The organism is Labilithrix luteola (assembly GCF_001263205.1).
Lineage (GTDB): Bacteria > Myxococcota_A > Polyangia > Polyangiales > Polyangiaceae > Labilithrix > Labilithrix luteola.
On record NZ_CP012333.1, the window covers coordinates 9643508 to 9663689 of the forward strand.

Annotated in this window: 18 protein-coding genes, 1 pseudogene and 1 riboswitch; of the genes and pseudogenes, 2 read left to right on the forward strand and 17 right to left on the reverse strand. The window is 67.1% G+C overall.

Going from position 1 to position 20182, the window contains the following annotated elements:
- Positions 1-166 precede the first annotated feature (166 nt).
- On the reverse strand, positions 167-820 hold the full coding sequence (locus AKJ09_RS41780; protein WP_146653422.1) for a hypothetical protein: 654 nt from the start codon (positions 818-820) through the stop codon (positions 167-169).
- Between the two features lie 315 nt (positions 821-1135).
- Here AKJ09_RS41780 and AKJ09_RS41785 point away from each other — a divergent pair, with 315 nt between their 5' ends.
- Entirely contained in the window at positions 1136-1960 is an 825-nt protein-coding gene (locus tag AKJ09_RS41785) for a hypothetical protein (protein ID WP_146653423.1), read from the forward strand.
- A gap of 34 nt (positions 1961-1994) precedes the next feature.
- Here AKJ09_RS41785 and AKJ09_RS41790 read toward each other — a convergent pair whose 3' ends face one another.
- The 9 genes from AKJ09_RS41790 to AKJ09_RS41830 form a co-directional block, all read right to left on the reverse strand.
- A complete protein-coding gene (locus AKJ09_RS41790; RefSeq protein WP_146653424.1) occupies positions 1995-2906 on the reverse strand; it encodes a hypothetical protein in 912 nt (303 codons plus the stop codon).
- Between the two features lie 12 nt (positions 2907-2918).
- Positions 2919-4238, reverse strand: a complete 1320-nt coding sequence (locus AKJ09_RS41795; protein ID WP_169928293.1) for a serine/threonine protein kinase — start codon at positions 4236-4238, stop codon at positions 2919-2921.
- Positions 4184-4654, reverse strand: coding sequence for a protein kinase domain-containing protein (locus AKJ09_RS55785; protein ID WP_146653426.1), 471 nt, complete (start codon positions 4652-4654; stop codon positions 4184-4186). Before AKJ09_RS55785 ends, AKJ09_RS41795 begins: the two co-directional genes overlap by 55 nt.
- 75 nt (positions 4655-4729) lie before the next feature.
- On the reverse strand, positions 4730-6268 hold the full coding sequence (locus AKJ09_RS41805; RefSeq protein WP_146653427.1) for an ABC transporter substrate-binding protein: 1539 nt from the start codon (positions 6266-6268) through the stop codon (positions 4730-4732).
- A 214-nt stretch (positions 6269-6482) separates the two neighbouring features.
- Positions 6483-7865, reverse strand: coding sequence for an MATE family efflux transporter (locus AKJ09_RS41810; protein ID WP_146653428.1), 1383 nt, complete (start codon positions 7863-7865; stop codon positions 6483-6485).
- The gene (locus tag AKJ09_RS41815) at positions 7858-9072 is read right to left on the reverse strand and encodes an NADH-quinone oxidoreductase subunit D (RefSeq protein WP_146653429.1); all 1215 of its coding nucleotides are present in this window, start codon (positions 9070-9072) and stop codon (positions 7858-7860) included. The genes AKJ09_RS41810 and AKJ09_RS41815 overlap by 8 nt, the downstream gene beginning before the upstream one ends.
- A 1-nt stretch (position 9073) precedes the next feature.
- A complete protein-coding gene (locus AKJ09_RS41820) occupies positions 9074-9667 on the reverse strand; it encodes an NADH-quinone oxidoreductase subunit C (RefSeq protein ID WP_146653430.1) in 594 nt (197 codons plus the stop codon).
- Position 9668: 1 nt separating this feature from the next.
- Complete coding sequence (locus AKJ09_RS41825; RefSeq protein WP_146653431.1) at positions 9669-10232, reverse strand: NADH-quinone oxidoreductase subunit B; 564 nt, start codon at positions 10230-10232, stop codon at positions 9669-9671.
- Entirely contained in the window at positions 10220-10582 is a 363-nt protein-coding gene (locus AKJ09_RS41830) for an NADH-quinone oxidoreductase subunit A (protein ID WP_240488803.1), read from the reverse strand. The genes AKJ09_RS41825 and AKJ09_RS41830 overlap by 13 nt, the downstream gene beginning before the upstream one ends.
- A 280-nt stretch (positions 10583-10862) precedes the next feature.
- Here AKJ09_RS41830 and def point away from each other — a divergent pair, with 280 nt between their 5' ends.
- Complete coding sequence (gene def / locus AKJ09_RS41835; protein WP_146653432.1) at positions 10863-11438, forward strand: peptide deformylase; 576 nt, start codon at positions 10863-10865, stop codon at positions 11436-11438.
- Positions 11439-11515: 77 nt separating this feature from the next.
- Here the strand turns inward: def and AKJ09_RS41840 are convergent, their stop codons facing one another.
- From AKJ09_RS41840 to AKJ09_RS41870, 7 genes and pseudogenes are all read right to left on the reverse strand, one after another.
- Positions 11516-12655: a tetratricopeptide repeat protein gene (locus AKJ09_RS41840; protein WP_146653433.1), complete on the reverse strand. Its 1140-nt coding sequence runs from the start codon at positions 12653-12655 to the stop codon at positions 11516-11518.
- A 126-nt stretch (positions 12656-12781) separates the two neighbouring features.
- Positions 12782-13801 carry a TIGR02757 family protein gene (locus tag AKJ09_RS41845; protein ID WP_240488804.1) on the reverse strand — a complete coding sequence of 340 codons (1020 nt, stop codon included), beginning with the start codon at positions 13799-13801 and terminating at the stop codon, positions 12782-12784.
- Positions 13798-14838, reverse strand: a complete 1041-nt coding sequence (locus AKJ09_RS41850; protein WP_146653434.1) for a tetratricopeptide repeat protein — start codon at positions 14836-14838, stop codon at positions 13798-13800. The genes AKJ09_RS41845 and AKJ09_RS41850 overlap by 4 nt, the downstream gene beginning before the upstream one ends.
- Positions 14835-15839: a tetratricopeptide repeat protein gene (locus AKJ09_RS41855; protein WP_146653435.1), complete on the reverse strand. Its 1005-nt coding sequence runs from the start codon at positions 15837-15839 to the stop codon at positions 14835-14837. The genes AKJ09_RS41850 and AKJ09_RS41855 overlap by 4 nt, the downstream gene beginning before the upstream one ends.
- A 17-nt stretch (positions 15840-15856) precedes the next feature.
- Positions 15857-17142 (reverse strand): annotated as a pseudogene (locus AKJ09_RS41860) (adenylosuccinate synthase).
- 7 nt (positions 17143-17149) lie between these two features.
- On the reverse strand, positions 17150-18415 hold the full coding sequence (hisZ, locus tag AKJ09_RS41865) for an ATP phosphoribosyltransferase regulatory subunit (RefSeq protein WP_146653436.1): 1266 nt from the start codon (positions 18413-18415) through the stop codon (positions 17150-17152).
- A 47-nt stretch (positions 18416-18462) separates the two neighbouring features.
- The gene (locus AKJ09_RS41870; protein ID WP_146653437.1) at positions 18463-19890 is read right to left on the reverse strand and encodes an aminotransferase class V-fold PLP-dependent enzyme; all 1428 of its coding nucleotides are present in this window, start codon (positions 19888-19890) and stop codon (positions 18463-18465) included.
- 91 nt (positions 19891-19981) lie between these two features.
- Positions 19982-20097, reverse strand: a riboswitch (SAM riboswitch).
- Between the last annotated feature and the right edge of the window lie 85 nt (positions 20098-20182).

Below are 20182 nucleotides of genomic sequence, written 5' to 3' on the forward strand. Positions count from 1 at the left end.
GGAAGCCCGCAATCAAGGCCGCCGTTCAGTGCCCTCGATTGGGGGCGAGCTCGGCCCATCGAAAGGCCCAGGAACGGCCCCAAAGGCGCGTCAATCGCGCAAAGTTTTCGCGAGGTTCGTGAGAGCGGCTCCGGAGAGCCCTCCGTGCTTCAGCTGCCCTGGGCCGTTAGCCGAGCTGCACGATGCCGAGGCGACGGAGGCGGCCCACGATGGCCATCACTTCGTCCTCGGTCATGCCCGAAACGTCGATGAGGCCCTGCACCGTCGTCGAACCATCGACATGCGCGAGCAGGAAGCCCTCACGATGGTTGATCGGCGCTGCCGCCAGCTCGTCGCGCGAGCGAACGAGGCGCGGAATGGCGCGACGTGAAATGCCCGCGGCGATCTCGGCGAGCGCCGCCGACGTGCCGATTTCCTCGTCACGAAAGCCCCGCGCGCCTCCCGTGCCGCCCGGGGCGGGCGTGCGTTTGCGCTGGGACGGCGGCGACGATTGCACGGGCGGCGGAGTCCGCTTCCGCTGAGAAGGCGGCGAGGATCCGCTGAGTGATGATGAGCCGGAGGGAGCCTTCTGCGAAGGCGCTCCGTCATCGGGCTCTTCACGTGGCGTCGGCGGACCGCTGATCTTTTTGTCCCGCGGAACCACCGTCGTGACCGGCTCGGTGATCGCGGGCCCTGCGGGAATCGTGGGTGCAAACGCGGGGCCGGAAACTGGAGTTCCAGGCGCAGACGGCCGTTTGAGCTCGCCGCTGTCGGTGCCGTCGGCCGGGCTGACCGCGCCGAGCCCCTGTTGCGTCATCTTTCGGATGTTTCGTCGTTCCATCGCCACCCCTTCACATCCGACCGAGCGTTCGACCGAGCACCCGCACCGTTATGGCACCTTTGTCCGCCGCCACCGTCAAGTGCCGGTAGGCCGTCTCGTGTGATTTCATACAGCCCCAGCAGGCGAGCGGCGAAATCGGGCCGAGCAAAACTGGTTGAACCAATTCTGTTGTCTCACGAGTAGCGCTACAGTCGGAAGCGGATTGCGCCGCATGTCACCTTCGCCGCCCTCGCCACCTTCGCGGGATGAGACGAAGCCAAGCCTCCCGCCCCCTTCCGCTCCCTCCTCCAGCTCCGCGCCCTCAACGCCTTGGCCATGGCTGCGTCGCTCGCGGCAACCACCGGGGGCGTCTTCGGATACATCCTCGGCCAGCCCGAGCCAAGTCACACGACCACGTTCGGAGGGTTTGGCGTGCTCGCAGGGCTGCCGACGTTCGTCGTCGGCCTCGTCTGGGCGCTCATCCTTCGCTCGCGCGCAACGGTTGGCAGCACGAACCTTCGCGTGGGGTGGCTTGCGTCCTTGCCTCTCGCCGCACTCAACGGTGCCCTGGGCGGTGGCCTCTTCATGCTGTCGAGTCGCACAGTCGAGGACTCGCAGCCCGCGGTCTTTCTGCTCGGCGCCCTTCTGGGCGTCACGGTTGGTTCGATGTTCTGGGTGCCCGGCTTGCTCGCTACCCTCGCCTTCTTCGGCGCGCCCCTCGCGTGGTCGCAGAAGCTCGCCGAGAAAGGTCTCGCGGGCGAAGAGCGTGGCGAGCGCGTTGTCGGCATCGCGAGCGCACTCCTCGCCACGCTCGGAGCGCTGATCGCGTTGCGCGGGACGCCCGAAACGTCGGGCGCGTTGGGCACCGTGGGCCTTGCCCTGCTGTATCTCTTCTCCGCATGCGGCGTCGTGGCCGGCGCGCTCGCCGTCGGGATGGCAAGCGCGCGGGAAAAGCGACGGCGCCAGTTCGTCGACGAGGTCTCGAAAGGCAACGTCGCGGGCTATCGCGTCGACGATTCGTCCGAAGGCAAGGTTCTCGTTCGCGTCACGTCGATCGGCGCGGGATACCGCGTCGCCAACTTCGAAGAGGAGCTCTACGAGCTCGACGAAATGGGAAACGCCACGCATGCGCCGAAGGCACGCGTGGCGAACGTTCGCTGAGTCGGAGCTGAATCCGGAGGCGCGCGCGAGCGCGTCAGAAGGTTCCGTGCGCGCCGAGACCTGCGCTGGAAGCGCTGGCCCAGGGCGTCCACTGCACGCCGCGTCCGACCGTCGTGGTCTTCGTTGTCGGCTGCACGAAATACCAGACGAGCCCGCCGATCATCACGGCGCCACCCGCGATGCTCGTCACCAACCCGATGTTCGCGAGACCGACACCGTTCTTTGCATCGTCGAACACCGGGCTGCCCGGAGGTGCCGCGCATTCGTGCGAGGAGACCTTGCAGCTGTCGGGCACCTTGCCGAGGCCCACGAACGTGAGCGCGAGCCCCGTGCCGAGCGCCGCAGCCCCGATGCCGGCAACGACGAGCGGGAGCGCCGAGCGATGCTCCTTGGGCTCCTTGGGCTCCGTCTTTCCTCCGTCGGTGGATGCACCACCCGCCGGAGTCGCGGGCTTCGGGTCGCCGAAGACGGCACTGATGGGGCGCGCCTTCTCGCCCTGGCTCACGACGACCTTGACCGGGACTTCCTTGCCGTCGTGGACGAAGCGCACCACGTGCTTGCCCGGCTCGATGTCGAACGCCTTGCCCTCGTCGAGGCGCGAAGCCACCTGCGTGTCGTCGACGAAGACCTGCGTGTTGGGAAGGTCGGCCCCGGCGCCGTCACGTGCGTTGAACGTCACCGTGGGAACGAGTCGTTCGAGCTCGTCCGCGTAGTGCGCGCAGTCGGCCTGAACGAGGCTCGGACACGCTGGGTTCGCGCAAACGAGGAACGTCGCTCGGGCGCGCGCCAGCTGGCTTTTCTCGCGCATGTCCTGGGCGCGCCCGTGCGCGTCGACACACTCTTCCTTGGTCGGCGGTGCTGCATCGGCGACTCCGGCGACGAAGAACGAGGCGGCGACGAGCGAGAGAACGTGAACGCGGCGAGAGGTGTTCTTGGACATCGTCATCGTCTCCTGGAATCACAAGCAGCCAGGCTTGAAGACCTTCTTCGTTCCTTGGAAATAGAACGGCGGATTGCAGTCCGTCTTGGCGGCCGCGCTCGCCGGAGTCGAGGCAGGCGCCTGCGTCGGGGACGGCGCAGGTGCCGGCGCGGGCTGGGCACGCGGAGGCACGTAGACGGCGAGCGGCGAGAGCACGAGCTCGAGCGATTCGTCCTTGTCGCAATCGATCTTGCGCTCGCGTGCGGAGTACCCGGTCGCGTTCGCGCGCATGAGGACCGACGTCCCGTGACGACACGTCGTCTTCGCAGGGTTCGCGTAGGTGACGCCGTCGAAGGAGACGGTCGCCACGGGCGGCGTGACCTTCACGTGGAGCTCGTGCGTCGACGGGCCTGTCGCCGTGGCCGTCACGGGCGGTGGAATGGGCGCGGCCGCGGCAGGCGCGCCCGATTCTTCCGACGTGTGCGAGTCGAGCGCTTGCGTGGCCTCGACGTTCGGCCCCGGCTTCTTCGAGAGCACGAAGCCGAACGCGGCGAGCGCTCCCAGCACGACCCCACCTGCGACGAGCAGCAGCCCGGTGCGGCTCTTTTTTCGAGGATGATCCGGCGCGTAGGCGGGCACCAAGCTCGGATTGATGAACTCGATGCCTGCTGGCGTGGGCTGGTTCGCCGACGTCGGCCCGTTCGGAACACTCGGCAACGTGCCCGTTCCGACCAACCGGTTGCTGTTGCTGTTGCCGCTCGGCGTGATCGTCTCGGGGGCTTGCGACCGAATCCGCGGAAGCGCCGCCTGCGCAATGCCGCTACGAAGCGACTGCAGGTACGCGTCGATCGTCGCGCGCGTGCGCTCACGCTCCTCGGCGAAGATCTCGGAGACGACCTTGCCGATCTCGCGCGGCGACACGACCAGGCCCTTCTCGGCCATGTACGCGTCGATGTCGTCGGCGAGGGCCTGCGCGCTGTGGTAGCGCTCCTCGCGATCCTTCGCGAGGCCCTTGTCGCAGATGGAGGCGATCCTCTCGTCGACGTCGGGCTTCACTTCACGAAGCGCCGGAGTCTGACCGCGCAGGATGTTGGCGAGGACTTCGACGTCGCCCTTCCCTTGCCACATACGGCGGCCAACGACCGCTTCCCAGAGCATGACCGCGGCGCTGTAGACGTCGGAGCGAGCGTCGACGTCGCCCGAGATTTGTTCGGGCGCCATGTATCCCGGCTTGCCCTTGAGGACGCCGGTGCGCGTCTCGACGGTGCTGTCACGCGTTTTCGCGATGCCGAAGTCGACGACCTTCACCTGACCGTCGAAGGTGAGGAACAGGTTCTGAGGCGTCGCATCGCGATGCACGATCCGAGCGGCGTTCCGTCGAAGTCGGTGAGGTTGTGCGCGTACGAGAGGCCCTGCAACGCCTCGGAGAGAACACGGAGCTGCATAGCGGCCGTGAACTTCTCGCTCTTGCGTTTGAGCACGCGCGCGAGGCTGATGCCCTCGAGGTAGTCCATCACGATGAAGTGACGGTCGCCGTCCGTCCCGATCTCGTACGTCTGGACGATGTTGGGATGATTCAGGCGCGCTGCGAGACGTGCCTCGTCGAGGAACATCTGGAGGAACGACGCGTCTTCGGCGAGCTCCGGCTTCAGTTCCTTGATGACGAGCAGCTTGCTGAACCGGCCAGGGCCCTGACTGACCGCGAGATAGACAATCCCCATGCCGCCCCGCGCGAGCTCCGCGACGAGTTGGTACTTTCCGAGGATCTCACTCATGGTGTCTCACCTGTACTGCCCAACGAACATGGTTTGGATCCCCCCACCCGCGTGCCACAAGAGAGGCTTCGTTGATTATTCGAACAGCTGAATCGCCGTGCCGTCGGTCCAGAAGTACCGGTTCGAGAACGTGCCATCGGGCGAGATGGCCGTGCCCCAAACCGACTTCAAGTACTGGTGGCTCTGAGGACTGAAGCTCGAAGCCCCGAGGCCCAGGTCCTGACTCGGAAGCTGTTCGAACGTGTCGAGCAGCGCGGTTGGAACGAAGGGGCCCTTGTGAGAGAGCAGGCCAGCGATGAAGACGCGCGCGGCGACGTAGCCTTCGAGCGACGTGAAGCTCGCGGTCTGGCGCGTCGAACCGAGAGCTTCGCGGTACTGCTTCACGACGTCGCTGTTGTCCGAGTCGTAGTTCGGAACGACCTGCGAGACGACCACGCCGTCGGTGTACGGCGTCGCGCCCTTCGGCGTGTTCACCGTGCCGGCGTCGCGGAGGCGCGCGGCCAGCGTGTTCGGACCGACGAAGGACACGGCGCTGAAGAGCACCGTCAGGCGCGTCGCACGCTTGCTCGTCGTCTGATCGGCGTCGTTCGCGTACTGCCACTGGCGAATCGCCTGGATGTAGTTGGAGACCGGACCGTACGTGCCGGTAGCCATGATGCCGACGACGTGATTCGCGCTGTCCGCCGCGAGCACGGAGGAGAGGTACTGCGCCGTGGCCTGCACCTGCGCGGGCACGCTCGTGACGTCGTCGCGCACGTAGCGGAATCGCTTGATCTCGTCGGTCGGCGGCGTCGAGTCGACCGAGCCCTTGAGCGCCGTGTACGCGTTGGTGATGCCGTCGTACCCCGCCTGACCGAACGTGTCGTTCTGATCGAAGCTGATGATGTGCTTCCCATCGGGCACACCCTGCTTGAAGAAGTACTCGAGCGTGGCGCGCGCTTCCTGACCGTAGCTCGCACGAACGTTGAAGATGTAGCGACTGCACGCCGGCCCCGCGCTGCCGTCACGCAGCACCTTCGCCGAGCCCGTGAAGGCGCCGAAGAAGAGCGTCTGCGTCTCCACCGCGATCGGCGCGGTGCGCACCATGGTCGGCGTACCGACGTTGCCGAGGAGCGCAATGACGCCATCCGGCCCGCGATCGAGCGCGTTCGGACCGATCGCCTTTTGCCCCGCGACCGGCGGGTTGGTCGAGGTGAGGCAGCGCGCGGGCAGTTGCGTCTGCTCGACTTCGAGGAGATCACGAACCGCATTCTCGGCGTTGTCAGGAATGTACTGGTCGTCGCGGAAGAGGAGCTCCAGCTTGCGACCTCGGATACCACCCGCGGCGTTCTGCGCATCGAACGCGAGCGTCACCCCCTTCTTCATCTCGACGCCGAGGTCTTGGCTCGGGCCCGTCGCAGGCGCGCTCATTCCGATGCGAAGTGGCGAGTCACTGGCGGCGCGACAGACCGCAGGCTGAGCCTCGAGTGCGCAGACCAAACCGTCGCCACACTCTGCATCGGCTGAGCAGGACTTCGGCGAGAAGGAGCTGGAGCACGCGACGGAGGACGTGATCACAGCCGTCGCGAATAGAACGGCCGGAAGGACTGTTTGGAGGAAGGGGAAGGTCCGCATTGGCTATCTCGTTCCGATACCGAGATTGGAACGATGACTTCCCCGGACCTCGACCGTCAAGTTCGATGCGCCGAGAATCCCAAGCGAATCACAAGATTAACGTTTAATGGTCACCATCATCGTACACTGTATCTGCGTGTGTTGAGCTCGGCCAATCGGGCACTGAAATGGCTGTAAAGCAGACGAACGGTCGTGCTGGGTCTGCGACGAAGGGTCAAACTCGGCCGACGGGACCGCGAGTAATCACGACGAATCGCCAGGTGAGGAAAACGGCTACCAAGAAGAGCCCGACGAGGAGCCCCCACCAGAACCCCGGAGCGCCCCAATGAAGGTGGAAGCCGAGAAGCATCGCCAGAGGGAACCCGACGAGCCAGTGCGCCGCCAAGTTCACGACGAAGGCCATGCGTACGTCACCGGCCCCGCGGAGCGCGCCCGCCGCAACTCCTTGCACGCCGTCGAAGAGCTGGAAGCCCGCGGCGATGCGTAGAAGCGTCACGCCGAGCGCGACGACGTTCGGATCGTCGGTGAACAGCCGGATGAGCAGTTCGGGGATGGTGAGGAACACCGCTCCCGACACGAGCATGAACGCGGCACCGAGACCGATTCCGAGCAGCCCCGGCTGGCGAGGCGAGCGGCGTTCGCCGATCGCATGGCCCACGCGCACCGCGGTGGCGCCGCTGATACCGAGCACGCCCATGAAGGTGAAGCTCGCGAGGCCAATCGCGATCTGATGCGACGCGACGGCGACGGCGCCGAGTCGGCCCGCGAGGACGGCCACGAGCGAAAAGACGCCGATCTCGGTGAGCAGCTGCATGCCGATGGGCATACCGAGCCTCAGCACCTTCTTCGTACTCGCGGCGTCTTTGGGCCTCGTCGGCGACAGCGGTGGGCGCCTGCGATAGGCGGCGATCACCATCCAAACCGCCATCACGATGCTCGCCACCGAGCTCGCCATCCCTGCCCCGAGCGCGCCGAGCGGGCGAAAGCCGAGGCTCATGGAATGCCCGAACGCACGAAGCTCGGCGTGGACGAGGGCATTGCACACGATCACGTTGACGACGTTCGCGACGACCGTGGCAACCAGCGCGGGCACGGTCACGCGGTGCGCTTGCAGGTACGTCTTCGCCGTCAGAAAGAGCGTGAAGCCGAGCAGGCCCGGCATCTGCGCGACGAGAAACGCGCGCGCCGGTCCGACGAGGGCGCGGTCGATGCCGATCGGTTCGAGCGCGAACGTGGCCGCGATCGCGAGGAGTGCGCAGGGCGCCCAGACGAGCGTGCACGCCTTCAGCGTCGCGACCAGCGCGTGCCAGGCCTGCTCGTCCTCTCCTGCCCCGACGGCCTGCGCCGCGAGCGGCTCGAGCGCTGACGACGCCCCAATGCCGAGCGAGAGAGAGGCGAAGCCGATGGATCGCCCGATCGACGCGCCGCCGAGCTCCGTCGACGACGCGTGACCGAGAATGGCAACGTCGACCAGCCCGAGCAGCATCAGCCCGAACTGCGCGAGCGCGATCGGGAGCGCTAAACGAGCAACGGTTTCGAGCTCACCGCGCGCGCTCAGGAAGTCCGACGCGCGCGGCGAGGCGGAAACCTCAGTGATCGCACTCCCCGCCGATCATGTTGAGCGAACCGAACACCGGCACGATGTCGCTCAGCATGCTGCCGTTGATCAGCTGCGAGAGGCCGGCGGTGACCGCGAAGCACGGCGGACGGATGCGCACGCGGTAGGGCGTGCCCGAGCCGTCGGAGACGAGGTAGAACCCGAGCTCGCCGTTGCCGGCCTCGGTGTACGAGTAGACCTCGCCCTTCGGAACCTTGGCCCCTTCCATGATCAGCTTGAAGTGCTGAATGGTGCCCTCGATCGTCGTGTAGACGTCCGACTTCGGGGGGAGGATCACGCGCGCGTCGTCCGTGTTGACCGGGCCTTCGTCGGCCATGCGGTCACAGCACTGGAGGATGATGCGCACGCTCTGACGGATCTCGGCGAGGCGGATGAGGAAGCGATCCATCGTGTCGCCGGTCTTGCCGAGCGGCACGTCGAAGTCGACCTCGTCGTACTTGAGGTACGGGTGCGCCTTGCGGATGTCGTACGCCACGCCGCTCGCGCGGAGCGTGGGGCCCGTCCACGAGAGGGCGATGGCGTCTTTGGCGCTGATGATGCCCGTGTTCTCGAGGCGATCGATGAAGATACGGTTCTTGAGGAGCATGCCCTCGCCGTCTTCGACGATCTTGAGAATCGCGGAGAGCGCGCTGCGGCACATCTCCTTCAGCGCCGGAGTCGGCGGCTGGGCCATGCCGCCGATGCGGCCGAACGAGTGCGTGAGACGCGCGCCGGTCTCCTCTTCGAGGATGTCCCAGACCATCTCGCGGGCCTTGATGAACCAGAGGAACGGCGTAAATGCGCCGAGCTCCATCGCCATCGCGCCCGTGCACGTGAGGTGGTCCGAGATGCGGGCCAGCTCGCCCAGGATCATGCGGTACCACTGGCAGCGGTCCGGGACCTGGATATCGCACATCTTCTCGACAGCGAGGGCGTAGCCCACGTTGTTGAGCATCGGCGAGACGTAGTTCAGGCGGTCGACGTACGGGAAGACCTGGGCCCAGGTCCCGCGCTCGCACATCTTCTCGAAGCCGCGATGCAGGTAGCCGATTTGGACGTCGCTCTTCACGATCGTCTCACCGGACAACTCGAGGACGATACGCACCGTGCCGTGCATGGCAGGGTGCGCAGGCCCGAGGTTCAGGTGCATCGGCTCGGCGGGCAGCTCGAGTTCGCTCTCTTCGAGGTCGAGATCGATCGGCTCCATGTCAGCTCTCTCCTCGGTCCTGGCCCCACGTTCCGCGGCGACCAAACGGCATGCCTTCGTCCGCGCGGAAAGGCGCGATCTTCTCGAGCGGCAAACCGGCCTCGGCCTCCGTGCGATACGGCACGAGCGGCTGGGTCTTGTTGGCGGGGTAATCCTTGCGGAGCGGGTGTCCCTCGAACTCCGGATACATGAGAATGCGGCGAAGATCCGGGTGGCCCTTGAAGGTCACGCCGGAGAGGTCGTAGACCTCACGCTCGAACCAGTTCGCGCCGGACCAAACGTCGGTGACAGTGTCGACCTCGGCTCCGTCCATCTCGGAGTCGCCAACGCGAGTCTTGAGGCGAAGGCGATGGCGGCGAGCAATCGAGTAGAGGTGCAGAACGACCTCCATGCGGGGCTCGCGCTCCGGATAGTCGACGCCGCACATATCGACGAACATGTCGAAGTTCATCTGCGGGTCGTCGCGGAGAAAGAGACAGATCTCGTGCCAGCGCGAGGCCTCGACGACCGCCGTTTCGTCACCGAACTGGCTGTGCGTCTCGAGGATGGCGCTGCCGAACTTGTCCTTGAGGACCTGAAGAACGCGCTCGCTCATCTCAGGCCTCCTCTCGGCTGCGGCGAAGCTTCACGAGCGTGTCCGAGGGATCTTCGCGCGGCTTCACGATGCCCGGCGTGCGATCGCCGCGGGTGATCTTGTCCTGCAGGAGCATCAAGCCGTCGAGAACGGCCTCCGGACGCGGCGGGCAGCCCGGAACGTAGACGTCGCACGGGATGATTTTGTCGATGCCCGGGACCGTCGTGTAGTTGTCGTAGAAGCCGCCGCAGCTCGCGCACGTGCCGAACGCGAGAACCCACTTGGGCTCCATCATCTGCTCGTAGATGCGGCGAAGGACCGGCGCCTGGCGCTGCGAGATCGTGCCGACGACCCACAGGAGGTCGCTCTGGCGCGGCGAGAAGCGCGGGGCCTCTGCACCGAAGCGCGCCGAGCCGTCGAAACGCGGGCTCGTGAGCGCCATGAATTCCATTCCGCAGCACGCCGTGACGAACGGGTACTTGAACAGCGACCACTTACGCGCCCAGTTGAGGAGCGCATCCAGCTTGGTCGTAGCGAAGCCCGACGTGGAGCTGTTCTCGAGAGTGACTTGCTTCAGGTCTCCCATTCGAGAGCTCCCTTCTTCACGACGTAAACGAGGGCGACGATGACCACGGCGAGAAAGCCGAACATCGACGCGAGACCAACCCACCCGAGGCTCTTGAACTGAACCGCCCACGGGTAGATGAAGACGCTTTCGATGTCGAAGACCACGAAGAGGATCGCCGTGAGGTAGAACTTCACGGAGAGCTTCAGGTGGCGACCACCGGAGCTCTCGGAGCCACACTCGAAGGGCTTCATCTTCTCGGGCGTCTTTTTGAGCTTTCCACCGAGGAAGCTCGCGCCAATGAAGAAGACCCCGGCGAGCAAAGCCGCCGTGGCGATCATCAGGAACATCGGGGCGTACGTGGGGATCATGCGTGGTAGTCCAGGGAGTCCTTCGTGCGACCCCTCCCGAAGAGACGCGGCTCGCGTAACAAACGCGCGCGATTTTCGGGAGCTAGGTTCCCGGGTTTCTAGTGCGTAAGGCCCTGGAAAGTCAACGACGGGGCCGCAGCGCCGCGTTCGGGCCACGCCCAGGGCCCGGCGGCTCATCCGGACGGTCCGCGGCGGAGCTCCCAACCCGCCGCTCCGAGTGGACGCGGCCGTCGCCACGCCCGCGCCTTCCAACCCTCCGTTGGTGCTAGGGTTCGCCGCGATGGCCATCCGGAAGATCGCGACCATTGGGCACCCGATCCTGCGCGAAACCACGCGAAAGCTCACGAAGGAGGAGCTTTCGTCCCCCGAGCTCCAGGCGTTCATCGACGACCTGATCGAGACCATGCACGACGCGAATGGCGCCGGCCTCGCGGCGAACCAGGTCTACGAGCCGGTCCGGATCTGCGCGATCGAGATCAAGAACAACCCGCGATATCCGTACAAACCGAACTATCCCCTCACCGTCTTGGTGAACCCCGAGGTCACGCCGACGACGGAGGAGACCTTCCTGAATTTCGAGGGTTGCCTGAGCGTCCCGAACCTGAGGGGTGAAGTGTATCGCTTCACCGGCGTGCGCGTTCGCGCATGGGACCGGCACGGAAATGACCTCGATTTCGAGGTGAAGGGCCTGACGGCGGGCACGTTCCAGCACGAGTGCGACCACCTCGACGGCAAGGTCTTCCTCGACCGCGTCCACGACACGCGCTCACTCACCACGTGGGCCGACTTCGAGCGCTTCCACCAGGCGAAGTTCGTGGAGCGCGCCAAAGCGCTGGTCGCGAAGTACGGCTCCTGACCGTCCCGTCGCAAATTTATAGAACCCGTTCACGAAGCGCTTCGTGAACGGGTTTGCAATTCCTGGGCGGGCTGCGGTCAGTCGACCGTCAGCATCCGCGCTTTCCAGGCGGTGAGCGCGGGGCCGAGCTTGCCTTCGACTTCGCGGATGTCGTCGGCGAGGTCCTTCTCGACGGCGCCCGACGCGAGCGCGTCCTTCAGGCAAGCAAAGGCGGCCACGTAGCGGCCACGCTTGATGAAGGCACGGGCGAGCGGCGGCAAGACTTCCTGCGGGAGGCCACCGAACGCGAGGGCGCGGCGGAGCGGACCGATGGCTTCGCCGGGACGCTCGTTGAGAAGCAGCGCTTCGCCGAGGCGGCGGAACAGCTCGGCGGCGGCCATGCCTTCCTGGGCGTACTGGATGCCGATGCGGAAGACCTCTTCGGCCTGCTCGATCTCGCCGAGGTGCACGCACGCCGAGCCGAGGAGGCCGAGCCCCTTGGCGATGAGAGCGCGGGCCTCGGGGGCCAGCATTTGTCCCTCGGGCGTCCGGAGGAAGATCGCGAGGGGCGCCGGCCACGTGCCGAGGAGCGCGATGACTTTCGGCCACTCTTTGCGCAGGGCGCAGGCCTCGGCCTCGGCGACCTTCGAAAGGTCGATGGCCGAACGGGCGCCGGTGGCCACGCGATCGAGCTCTTCGCGCACGTGCGAGCGGATCCGCATGCGGAAGCCGTCGAGCTCGTACTTCTCCGGATCTCCGTCGTGGAGCACCGAGAGCTCGGCCTCGTTGCGCTCGTTGGGCTCGATGGTGAGCGAGGTCAGCGAATAGCCGTAGAGCGGCGCGAGAAGCAGGTAGCGCACGCCGATGTAGAGCTGGATGGCCTCCACGTCGGTCTCGCGCTCGGGCGCCGGGGCTTCCTTCTCCTCCTCGACGAGGAGGGCGCCGACGAGGCGGCGGCGAAAATCGGCGAGCGTGAGCCGCTGAGGTTCGAGGTCTCCGTCGGTGTCGACCGAGCCCACGACGAAGTCGACCAGGGTCTGGTCGGGGCTCCGCCGGTCGATCGTCAGCGCCGTGATGCGCGCGCCGACGATGATCGAAAACGCAAAGAAGCGCTCGCCGACGATCTCGCAAAGCGCCTGAAAGCTGCCAATGCCCTCGCCGATGCGCTCGAACCAGCCGTCGGTGCGGAGAGCGTCCAGCGGAAACTGTTTCTTCTGTGCGTTCTTCGTTGCGGGCATCTGAAGATGGTCGAAGCGCGAAGGGCTTCTTTGGAGCCGTCTTGGGAAGCGTAAAGCGGCCGATTAAATGCGGGACAACCCACGACCGGCGCCTTCCGGAAGCGTCTCACGGAAAGCTCTTGGAAGTCACGTGCTTCTCACGACCGGCAGGGCTCGCCCAGTTTTCTGCCCGGTCCGAGGGGCCGCCTGGGCCTTGTTCGAGGCCGATTCCGCGCCTGCGCGCCGGTCCCGCCCCTGCCAGTGGACGCAGACCGGCATGACCCCACAGCCCTCGCAACGCGCAGCATCCCGGCGCGATGGGCAGCGCTGGACCATGCCCAGGTGGCAGAGCGAGAAGTCGTACCGAATCGGGTCGTCGGCGTCCAAACGGGCCAGCGCGCGCGTGATTTCCACGGCCGTTCGCCACGAAACGTCCGTCCGCTTGGTGAAACCGAGGTTCTTCGAGAGCTTGTGGATGTGAACGTCGACCGGAACGAGGAGCCGGTTCGGCGGAATCCGCCAGAGGCCGAAGTCGATGCCGTCGGCGGGGCGGATCATCCAGCGGAGGAAGAGGAACAGGCGCTTGGCAGCGCTTCCCGCCCGAGCGTTCGAGAGGAGGTGCGCCGGTCCGCGGCGGCCGCTGGGATCTTGCTCGCCCGCGAGCGCCAAGCCGCCGCCCTCCCGAATCCGGTCGCAGAACCGGGCGAGCGCCTCCTTGAGCGCCTCGGCCTGGCGCTCGTGGAGCTCCTTGCCGGTCGCGCCCTGGACGGCAAATTCGCGGTCCGCGGCGGCGAGCTCGGCCTCGAACGCGGCGCCGAGCTCCCCCGCATCGCGTTGCACGCGCCGAGCGCCGATGATGAGTCGTCCGACGTCCTCGCCGCGAAAAAGCCGGTGTTTGAAGCCTTGCAGCCGCTTCAACAGGGCCTTGGGCTCGTCGCCTGCGCGTGCTGGGCTCGGGCCCACGCGTCCAAGAAGATCTTCGAGCTTGAGGCGGATGGCCTTCACGTTGCCGAAGGCGCAGGTCGCGGCAACGAGCGCGACGATCTCGCGATCCTCGTTCGAACGGTAGCGGTGCACGAATTCGACGGGATCGGCTGCCCGGCGTGCCCGCAAGTCCTCTCGCGCACGAACGTCGTCGAGCGCGGTCTTGATGGCAACGTCGTTCACAGCGTGACTTCGTCGCCGTCGCCAAGCGACTTCGGACGCTCCTTGCCTCTCGCGCGTTCGGCCTTCTCGCGCTCGGCCTTCGCCGTGGCGTGACGCGCCTTCGCAAGCTCGAGCCACCGGTCGCCGGTGGGGGTCGCACGCGCGACGTACGCCCGGAAGGCCTCCTCGGCCACTCGCCACAAGTGCGCGGCTTCGGATGCGCTCGTTGCCGCTCGTGCCAGGGCGGCCGCGCCGAGGGCGTCGTACCAGTGCACTTCGTACTCGGGCACGAAGAACACGTTCTCCGAGTGGAGGAGCGCCGAGACGCTTCCGCCCCAAGGTGCGCGTAAGCCGAGCGACCGCTCGAGGCTGATCGCGAAGCGTGCTTGTTTCTCTGCCTCGATGCGATCGCCCGAGCGATCGAGCGCGACGGCAAGACCCCAGACGGCGAGTGGCGCCGTCGTGTCCGATGGAATGCTGGACGAGATACGCAGCGCTTCGCGGTACCCCTCGACGGCCCCCGCCAAGTCACCAAGGTGCATCGACGTCTCGGCCAGATTGAGCAGCGGCGTTGCGCGCAACACCTCCTCGCTCGCCCGGCGCAAGACCTGGATGTACGCGTCGCGCTCGCACGCGTACTCGCCCGTGTGGCCGCACGCGAAGGCGAGCCACAGCCAGCTCTCTTCGGCCATCGGATGGTCCGGCGCATCGCGCAGCGCCGCTTTGAGCACCTTCGCAGAGCGCTGGTAGTACTCCTTACCGACGTCGCCGAGGCGCAGGTAGACGTTGCCGAGATCGAAGCGCAGGCGAACGTCGGGGCTCGTCTCCGCGTTGGCGCGCTCGAGCATCGCCCGCGCGAGAAGGAGCTGGCTCCGACCGGGATCACCGGACAGCGTGAGCCGGCGCTGGATCTCCACGTGGAGGCGATAGGTGTCTTCGAGCTGAGGATCGCGCGCGCGGTCCCAAACGCCCGGGGCTGTGTCTCCACGAGCCGTCGCCGACAGCGCAAGCCAGGTGGCAACGGCCGCGGCGAGGACGGCGAGCCGGCAGTGCCTCATCGCGTCCCCTTTTTCGACGGAGCCCCAACGCCTTCGTGACCGCTGGCGTGCGAGGCCCAAGGCCCCTTGCCCCCTGGCCCGTCGAGATACTTCTTCCAAGCCTCGCGCGCGCCGGCGGCGTCGACGCCTTCGAGGGCCATGCCCGCCAAGGCATCCGATTCCTCGGGAACGCCCGCGTCGCTCAGTGCACCGAGCACGCGCGCGTCTTTGAGGAGCGCCTTCGCTCCGTCGCGTACGCGCTCGGCGAGGACGGCCTTCGCCTCGTCACGCTGCCCTGCACGATCGAGCGCGAGCGCGAGACCGACGACGCTCGCCACTTGGAGCGCATCCTGACTGTCGCGGCGCGCTTGCTTCAGCATCGCCACGGCCGCATCGATCGCGTTCGGCCCTTGCGCCATTACGATCATGCCAGCCTCGAACGACGCGGCCGCCCGCTCCTGCGCCGGCAACGTGGACGTGCGCGGGAGCGCCGCTCGATACGCCTGGGCAGCTTCGTCGAAATGCTTCGTCCGCGCGTTCGCGCGAGCCCACGCGAGAAGCGCAACCGGATCGTCGAGCGCGCGGTCGTCGCGCTTCACGGCCTCCTGGAACGCCTCGAGCGCCGCCTGCGGTTTGCCGAGGCGGAGCAACGCACGTCCGCGGAGGACGCTGGGCGCGGCACGTCCGGCGAGGAGGCGGTCGGCCTCGTCGGCGATCGTGAGCACGTCTTTGGCGAGAGGGCCGTCACCGACGAGCTTCGCGGTCCCGCTGGCGAGCAGATCGCAGTAGCGGCGAAGCTGCGGCTCTTTCGCGCGCTCCCACACGTTGGTGGTGCGAAGGCCGTCGAGCCCGACACACTCTGCCGGGCGCGCAGTTCCGTACGTCCCCGGAGCGGACGACGAGGATACCTGCGCGAACGCGGGGCTCAACGAGAGGCTGAACGCCAGGCTCGAGACCGAGGACGCTAGGACGAGCGCGGCGACGACCACCGCGCTCAAGCCTAGCAGAGGACGACGGCGCATTCCTGCGCCTGGAAACTTCAGCGGAGGAACGGGTCGTCGAGGACGATCGTTTCCTCGCGACGCGAGCCCACGCTCACGAGAACCGCACGGCACTCGGCCTCGGTCTCGATGAAGCGGAGGTAATCGCGGCACTCGGCGGGAAGCTCGTCCAGCGAGCGCGCCGAGGCGAGGTCCTGCTTCCAACCGGGGAGGCTCTTGTAGACCGGCACTGCGCGCTCGAGGTCGTCGTGCGGGAAGTCGGTCGTGCGACCGCTCGGCGTGTCGTACGCCACGCAGACCTTGATCTCCTCGAGGCCGGTGAGGACGTCGAGCTTCGTGATCGCGAGACCATCGAGCCCGTTGACGCGCACCGCGTAACGGAGTGCTGGGAGGTCGAGCCAGCCGGTGCGACGCGGGCGGCCCGTGACCGAGCCGAACTCGGCGCCGACCTTGCGGATGCGCTCGCCGATGTCGTCGTGGAGCTCCGTGGGGAACGGGCCGCCGCCGACGCGCGTGCAGTACGCCTTCACGAGGCCGATGACCTCGTCGATGCGCGTGGGACCGATGCCTGCGCCGACGCACGCGCCGCCCGCGGTGGGCGTGGACGACGTGACGTAGGGATACGTTCCGTGGTCGATGTCGAGCAGCGTGCCTTGCGCGCCTTCGAGGACGACCTTCTTCTTCTCACGCACCGCGCGCTCGACGATCGACTGCGAGTCGACGAGCATCGGCAGGATGCGCTGGCGCGACGGCTCGATGGCTTCGAGCACTTCGTCGACGCTCGGGGCTGACCGCCGAGCGCGAGGATGGTGGGCGTCCAGCACTCGATGGCCGTGGTGACGAGCGCGCGCAGGCGCGCCGGATCGCGGAAGGCTCCGAGCGGAACACCACGGCGCGCGACCTTGTCTTCGTAGCAAGGTCCGACGCCGCGCTTGGTGGTACCGATCGCGCCCTTGCCCTGCTCGCGCAGGCCGTCGACCAGGACGTGGTACGGCAGGATGGCGTGCGCGCGGTCGGACACGACGAGGCGCCCGCTGGTTCCGAGCGAGCCGAGACCGCGGCGCTCGAGCTCCTCGAGCTCGGTCAGCAGGCTCTTGGTGTCGATCACCATTCCCTGGGCGAGCACACACGCGACGTCCTGGCGGAGGATGCCGCTCGGTACGAGACGGACGATGAGCTTCTCGTTGCCAACGACGAGCGTGTGACCCGCGTTGGGACCTCCACCGAAGCGCACGACGACGTCGGCATGCTCGGTGAAGATGTCGACGATCTTGCCCTTGCCTTCGTCACCCCACTGAGCGCCTACGATTACGACGGCCGGCATTCTTCGATCAATCTCCTCGAGACGCGCTCCTTAGCACGGCAAGCGTTTGGAGAAAGGCCTCATCGACCGATGTCACGCTCGCGCTTTTTCCAAGCGGCGCATTGGTGACCGGATCGAAAAGCGAAGTTCCATCCCACACCGCCGCGAACCTCCACGATCGTGCATAGCTCGTCGCCAACTCGCGTGTCGAAAGCGCGACTGCGACGAGGCTCCGCTCACGGAGCATGCGCAACCGTGGGTCGTCGGGAGCACCTACGACGACCACGCCGTCGGGTGCGGACTCACCCATTCCCGCGTCCTTGCGCGCCCAACCGAGCGCGTCGAGGTCGAGGCCCAAACCGATGGCCGGCATCGGCGCACCGAAGCGCGACAGTAGCTCGTCGTAGCGGCCGCCCGCACCGATGGGCTCGCCTGGACCTTTGGCGTAAATCGAGAAGATCGTACCCGTGTAATATGCAAATCCGCGCACTTCGCCGGCGTCGGCCGTGAGATGGCTCGACAGGCCGCGCGCCACCGCAGCGTCGAACAGCGCGAGCAGGCGTTTGGCAGGCTCGGCCGCGCGCGTCGACGCCAAGAGAGCAACGGCCTCGACGAGTGCCTCGCGGCCTCCGTGCAGGCGCACGAGCGCCAGGAGCGCGTCGCGGGTCGCGAGACCTTCCGTGAGCTCCGAGAGCTGCGCTTCGTCTTTGCGGCCGAGCGCGCGCGTGACGTCTTCGGCATGCTCCGCCGCGACGCCGTGCAGGAGCTCGCGCACAATGCCCGCGTCGGACACGTCGATCGTGAAGCGCTCGAGCCCAACCTCGCGAAGAACGTCGGCCGCGAGCTCGAGCAGCTCGAGGTCGGCCTCGGGCCCCGCCACGCCGCACAGTTCGACGCCGACCTGCGGGATCTGGCGGTGCTTCTTCGCGCGGCCAATCCTGCGCCTCACAACCGTTCCCTCGTACGCCAGCCGAAAGGGCGGCGCATGGTCACGAAGCCGCGTCGCGACGATGCGCGCGATCTGCGGGGTCATGTCGGGCCGAAGCACGCAGACCTCGCCGGACTCCGGTTCGACGAACCGCAGCACGTCGTTCGACGAGAGCGTGCCGAGTCCTCGCTCCACCACGTCGGCGAGCTCGAACACGGGAGGTGTCACGAGTCGGTAGCCGAAGGCCGCAAAGCGCGACTGCACGCGCTGGGCGAGCGCCCGACGGCTCTGGGCCTCCTCGGGAAGCAAGTCACGGAGGCCCGCGGGAAGCGGGTGCTCGAGGGAACGCGGCAGGCCACTCGTCATGTCGGAAAGCGCATGTTACGCGCTGCCCGCGCGCTTGTGCACTTCGGTCATTCGAGCGCGCGGCACGGCTCGGCCACACTGCGCGGAACCTCACGCGCCGAACGTGCTCGGAGCCCCGCGATCGAGGGGCGCGGACGCGGATCGGGATCGGGCACATAGCGCCCTGCCACGAGGCGATAGGGCCACCGCGGGCCATGCGTGGCAAGCGTCTCGATCGCCGCGAGGAAGCGGTCGATGTCCGTCACGCTCGTGCCGACACCGAAGCTCGCACGCACTGCGCCTGCACGCGCATCGGCCGCGTCTTCGAGCAGAGCGTCGACGAGCGGATGCGCGCAGAACGAGCCGTCGCGTACGCCGATGCCGTACTCGGCGCTCAGAGCGGACGCGAGAAGGCCAGGCTGCAGGCCTCGAAGGCGGAAGGTCACGATCCCTACCCTCACGCTCGCCGGCCCCCACATCGAGAGAATCTCGACGCCGGGAATCGCGGACAGACCGCGCGTTGCGCGCCGCCGGAGGACCTCTTCGTGCTCCTCGAGCGCGCGCATTCCGACGGTGCCGAGCTCACGGCAGGCCGCTGCCAGTGCAATCGCGCCGATCACGTTGGGCGTGCCTGCTTCGTGTCGAGCCGAGCCCGACGCCCAATCGGTGCTCTCGGCCGTCACGCGCCGAACGGCGCCGCCACCGGCAAGATACGGCTCGGCCGCATCGAGCCAATCCGAACGCCCGACGAGAACCCCCGCACCGAACGGCGCGTAGAGCTTGTGGGCCGACAGCGCAAGGTAGTCGATGCCCGTGGCGGCCATGTCGATGGCTCGATGCGGCGCGAGTTGCGCGGCATCGACAGCAAGCCGGGCGCCGTGCCAGTGGGCGAGCGTGGCGAGCTCTTCGATGGGCCAAATTTCGCCCGTCACGTTGCTCGCTCCCGCGATCGCGACGAGACAAGGGCCACTCCCGACCTCGCGCAGCGCGGCATCGACGAGCGCGATCGCATGAGCCGGGCTCTTCGGCACCGGCAGCTGCACGTGGGTTCCCCGACGCCACGGCAGCAAGTTCGCGTGATGTTCGGAGACGAAGCTCACGACCGTGGTGCCTTCGGGCAGCGACGAGGCGAGCAGGTTCAGCGCATCGGTCGTGTTCCTCGTGAAGACGACGGCATCGTCCGAGCGCGCGCCAAGAAACTCGGCCACCACCTCGCGCGCGTCGTCGTACGCATCGCTGAGGACCACCGAGGCGAACCCGGCTCCACGATGGACGCTCGAATACCAGGGCAGAACGCTCGCCAGGACGTCGTCCACGGCGCGCAGGCACGGTGCGCTCGCCGCGCAGTCGAGGTTCGTGTACCGCACTTGCTCGCCGGTCACGAGAGGCACGGTCAAATCGTCGCCCACGAGCGAGAGCGGCAGCGAGACGAGTGCGGACGAGGCAATCGGCGACGGACGAGCGGAGAGCGTCGAAGGCGATTCGATGGTCGGCATGTGGGGGACCTCGTTCGGAGGACCCGGGAGCTTCGCCGTACACCGCGAACATGTGCCGGAGCACACGTCACATGGCTTGCACGAGTTCCAGAGTCCGCGCTTGCCCGTCGCGCTACTGCAACGGGCCTGGTCTCTCCCGGGGGCACCCCACCGCGGTCGGAGGGTTGTCGGCCAGCAAGCCGGGACTTGACGCTGGCACTCTTGACCGAGCTCGGTTTCTAACCGGTTCCGAACGCGAGTTCAACCGCCTGTTGTGGCTCAGCTTTCGCTGAATCACGCATCACGTTTCGGC

What these genes read in the sequence shown, in the direction of transcription:
- AKJ09_RS41780 (WP_146653422.1), bottom strand. Translation starts at nt 820, where the DNA reads ATGGAACGACGAAACATCCGAAAGATGACGCAACAGGGGCTCGGCGCG.
- AKJ09_RS41785 (WP_146653423.1), top strand. Translation starts at nt 1,136, where the DNA reads ATGGCTGCGTCGCTCGCGGCAACCACCGGGGGCGTCTTCGGATACATC.
- AKJ09_RS41790 (WP_146653424.1), bottom strand. Translation starts at nt 2,906, where the DNA reads ATGACGATGTCCAAGAACACCTCTCGCCGCGTTCACGTTCTCTCGCTC.
- AKJ09_RS55785 (WP_146653426.1), bottom strand. Translation starts at nt 4,654, where the DNA reads ATGAGTGAGATCCTCGGAAAGTACCAACTCGTCGCGGAGCTCGCGCGG.
- AKJ09_RS41805 (WP_146653427.1), bottom strand. Translation starts at nt 6,268, where the DNA reads ATGCGGACCTTCCCCTTCCTCCAAACAGTCCTTCCGGCCGTTCTATTC.
- AKJ09_RS41815 (WP_146653429.1), bottom strand. Translation starts at nt 9,072, where the DNA reads ATGGAGCCGATCGATCTCGACCTCGAAGAGAGCGAACTCGAGCTGCCC.
- AKJ09_RS41820 (WP_146653430.1), bottom strand. Translation starts at nt 9,667, where the DNA reads ATGAGCGAGCGCGTTCTTCAGGTCCTCAAGGACAAGTTCGGCAGCGCC.
- AKJ09_RS41825 (WP_146653431.1), bottom strand. Translation starts at nt 10,232, where the DNA reads ATGGGAGACCTGAAGCAAGTCACTCTCGAGAACAGCTCCACGTCGGGC.
- AKJ09_RS41830 (WP_240488803.1), bottom strand. Translation starts at nt 10,582, where the DNA reads ATGATCCCCACGTACGCCCCGATGTTCCTGATGATCGCCACGGCGGCT.
- def (WP_146653432.1), top strand. Translation starts at nt 10,863, where the DNA reads ATGGCCATCCGGAAGATCGCGACCATTGGGCACCCGATCCTGCGCGAA.
- AKJ09_RS41840 (WP_146653433.1), bottom strand. Translation starts at nt 12,655, where the DNA reads ATGCCCGCAACGAAGAACGCACAGAAGAAACAGTTTCCGCTGGACGCT.
- AKJ09_RS41850 (WP_146653434.1), bottom strand. Translation starts at nt 14,838, where the DNA reads ATGAGGCACTGCCGGCTCGCCGTCCTCGCCGCGGCCGTTGCCACCTGG.
- AKJ09_RS41855 (WP_146653435.1), bottom strand. Translation starts at nt 15,839, where the DNA reads ATGCGCCGTCGTCCTCTGCTAGGCTTGAGCGCGGTGGTCGTCGCCGCG.
- hisZ (WP_146653436.1), bottom strand. Translation starts at nt 18,415, where the DNA reads ATGACGAGTGGCCTGCCGCGTTCCCTCGAGCACCCGCTTCCCGCGGGC.
- AKJ09_RS41870 (WP_146653437.1), bottom strand. Translation starts at nt 19,890, where the DNA reads ATGCCGACCATCGAATCGCCTTCGACGCTCTCCGCTCGTCCGTCGCCG.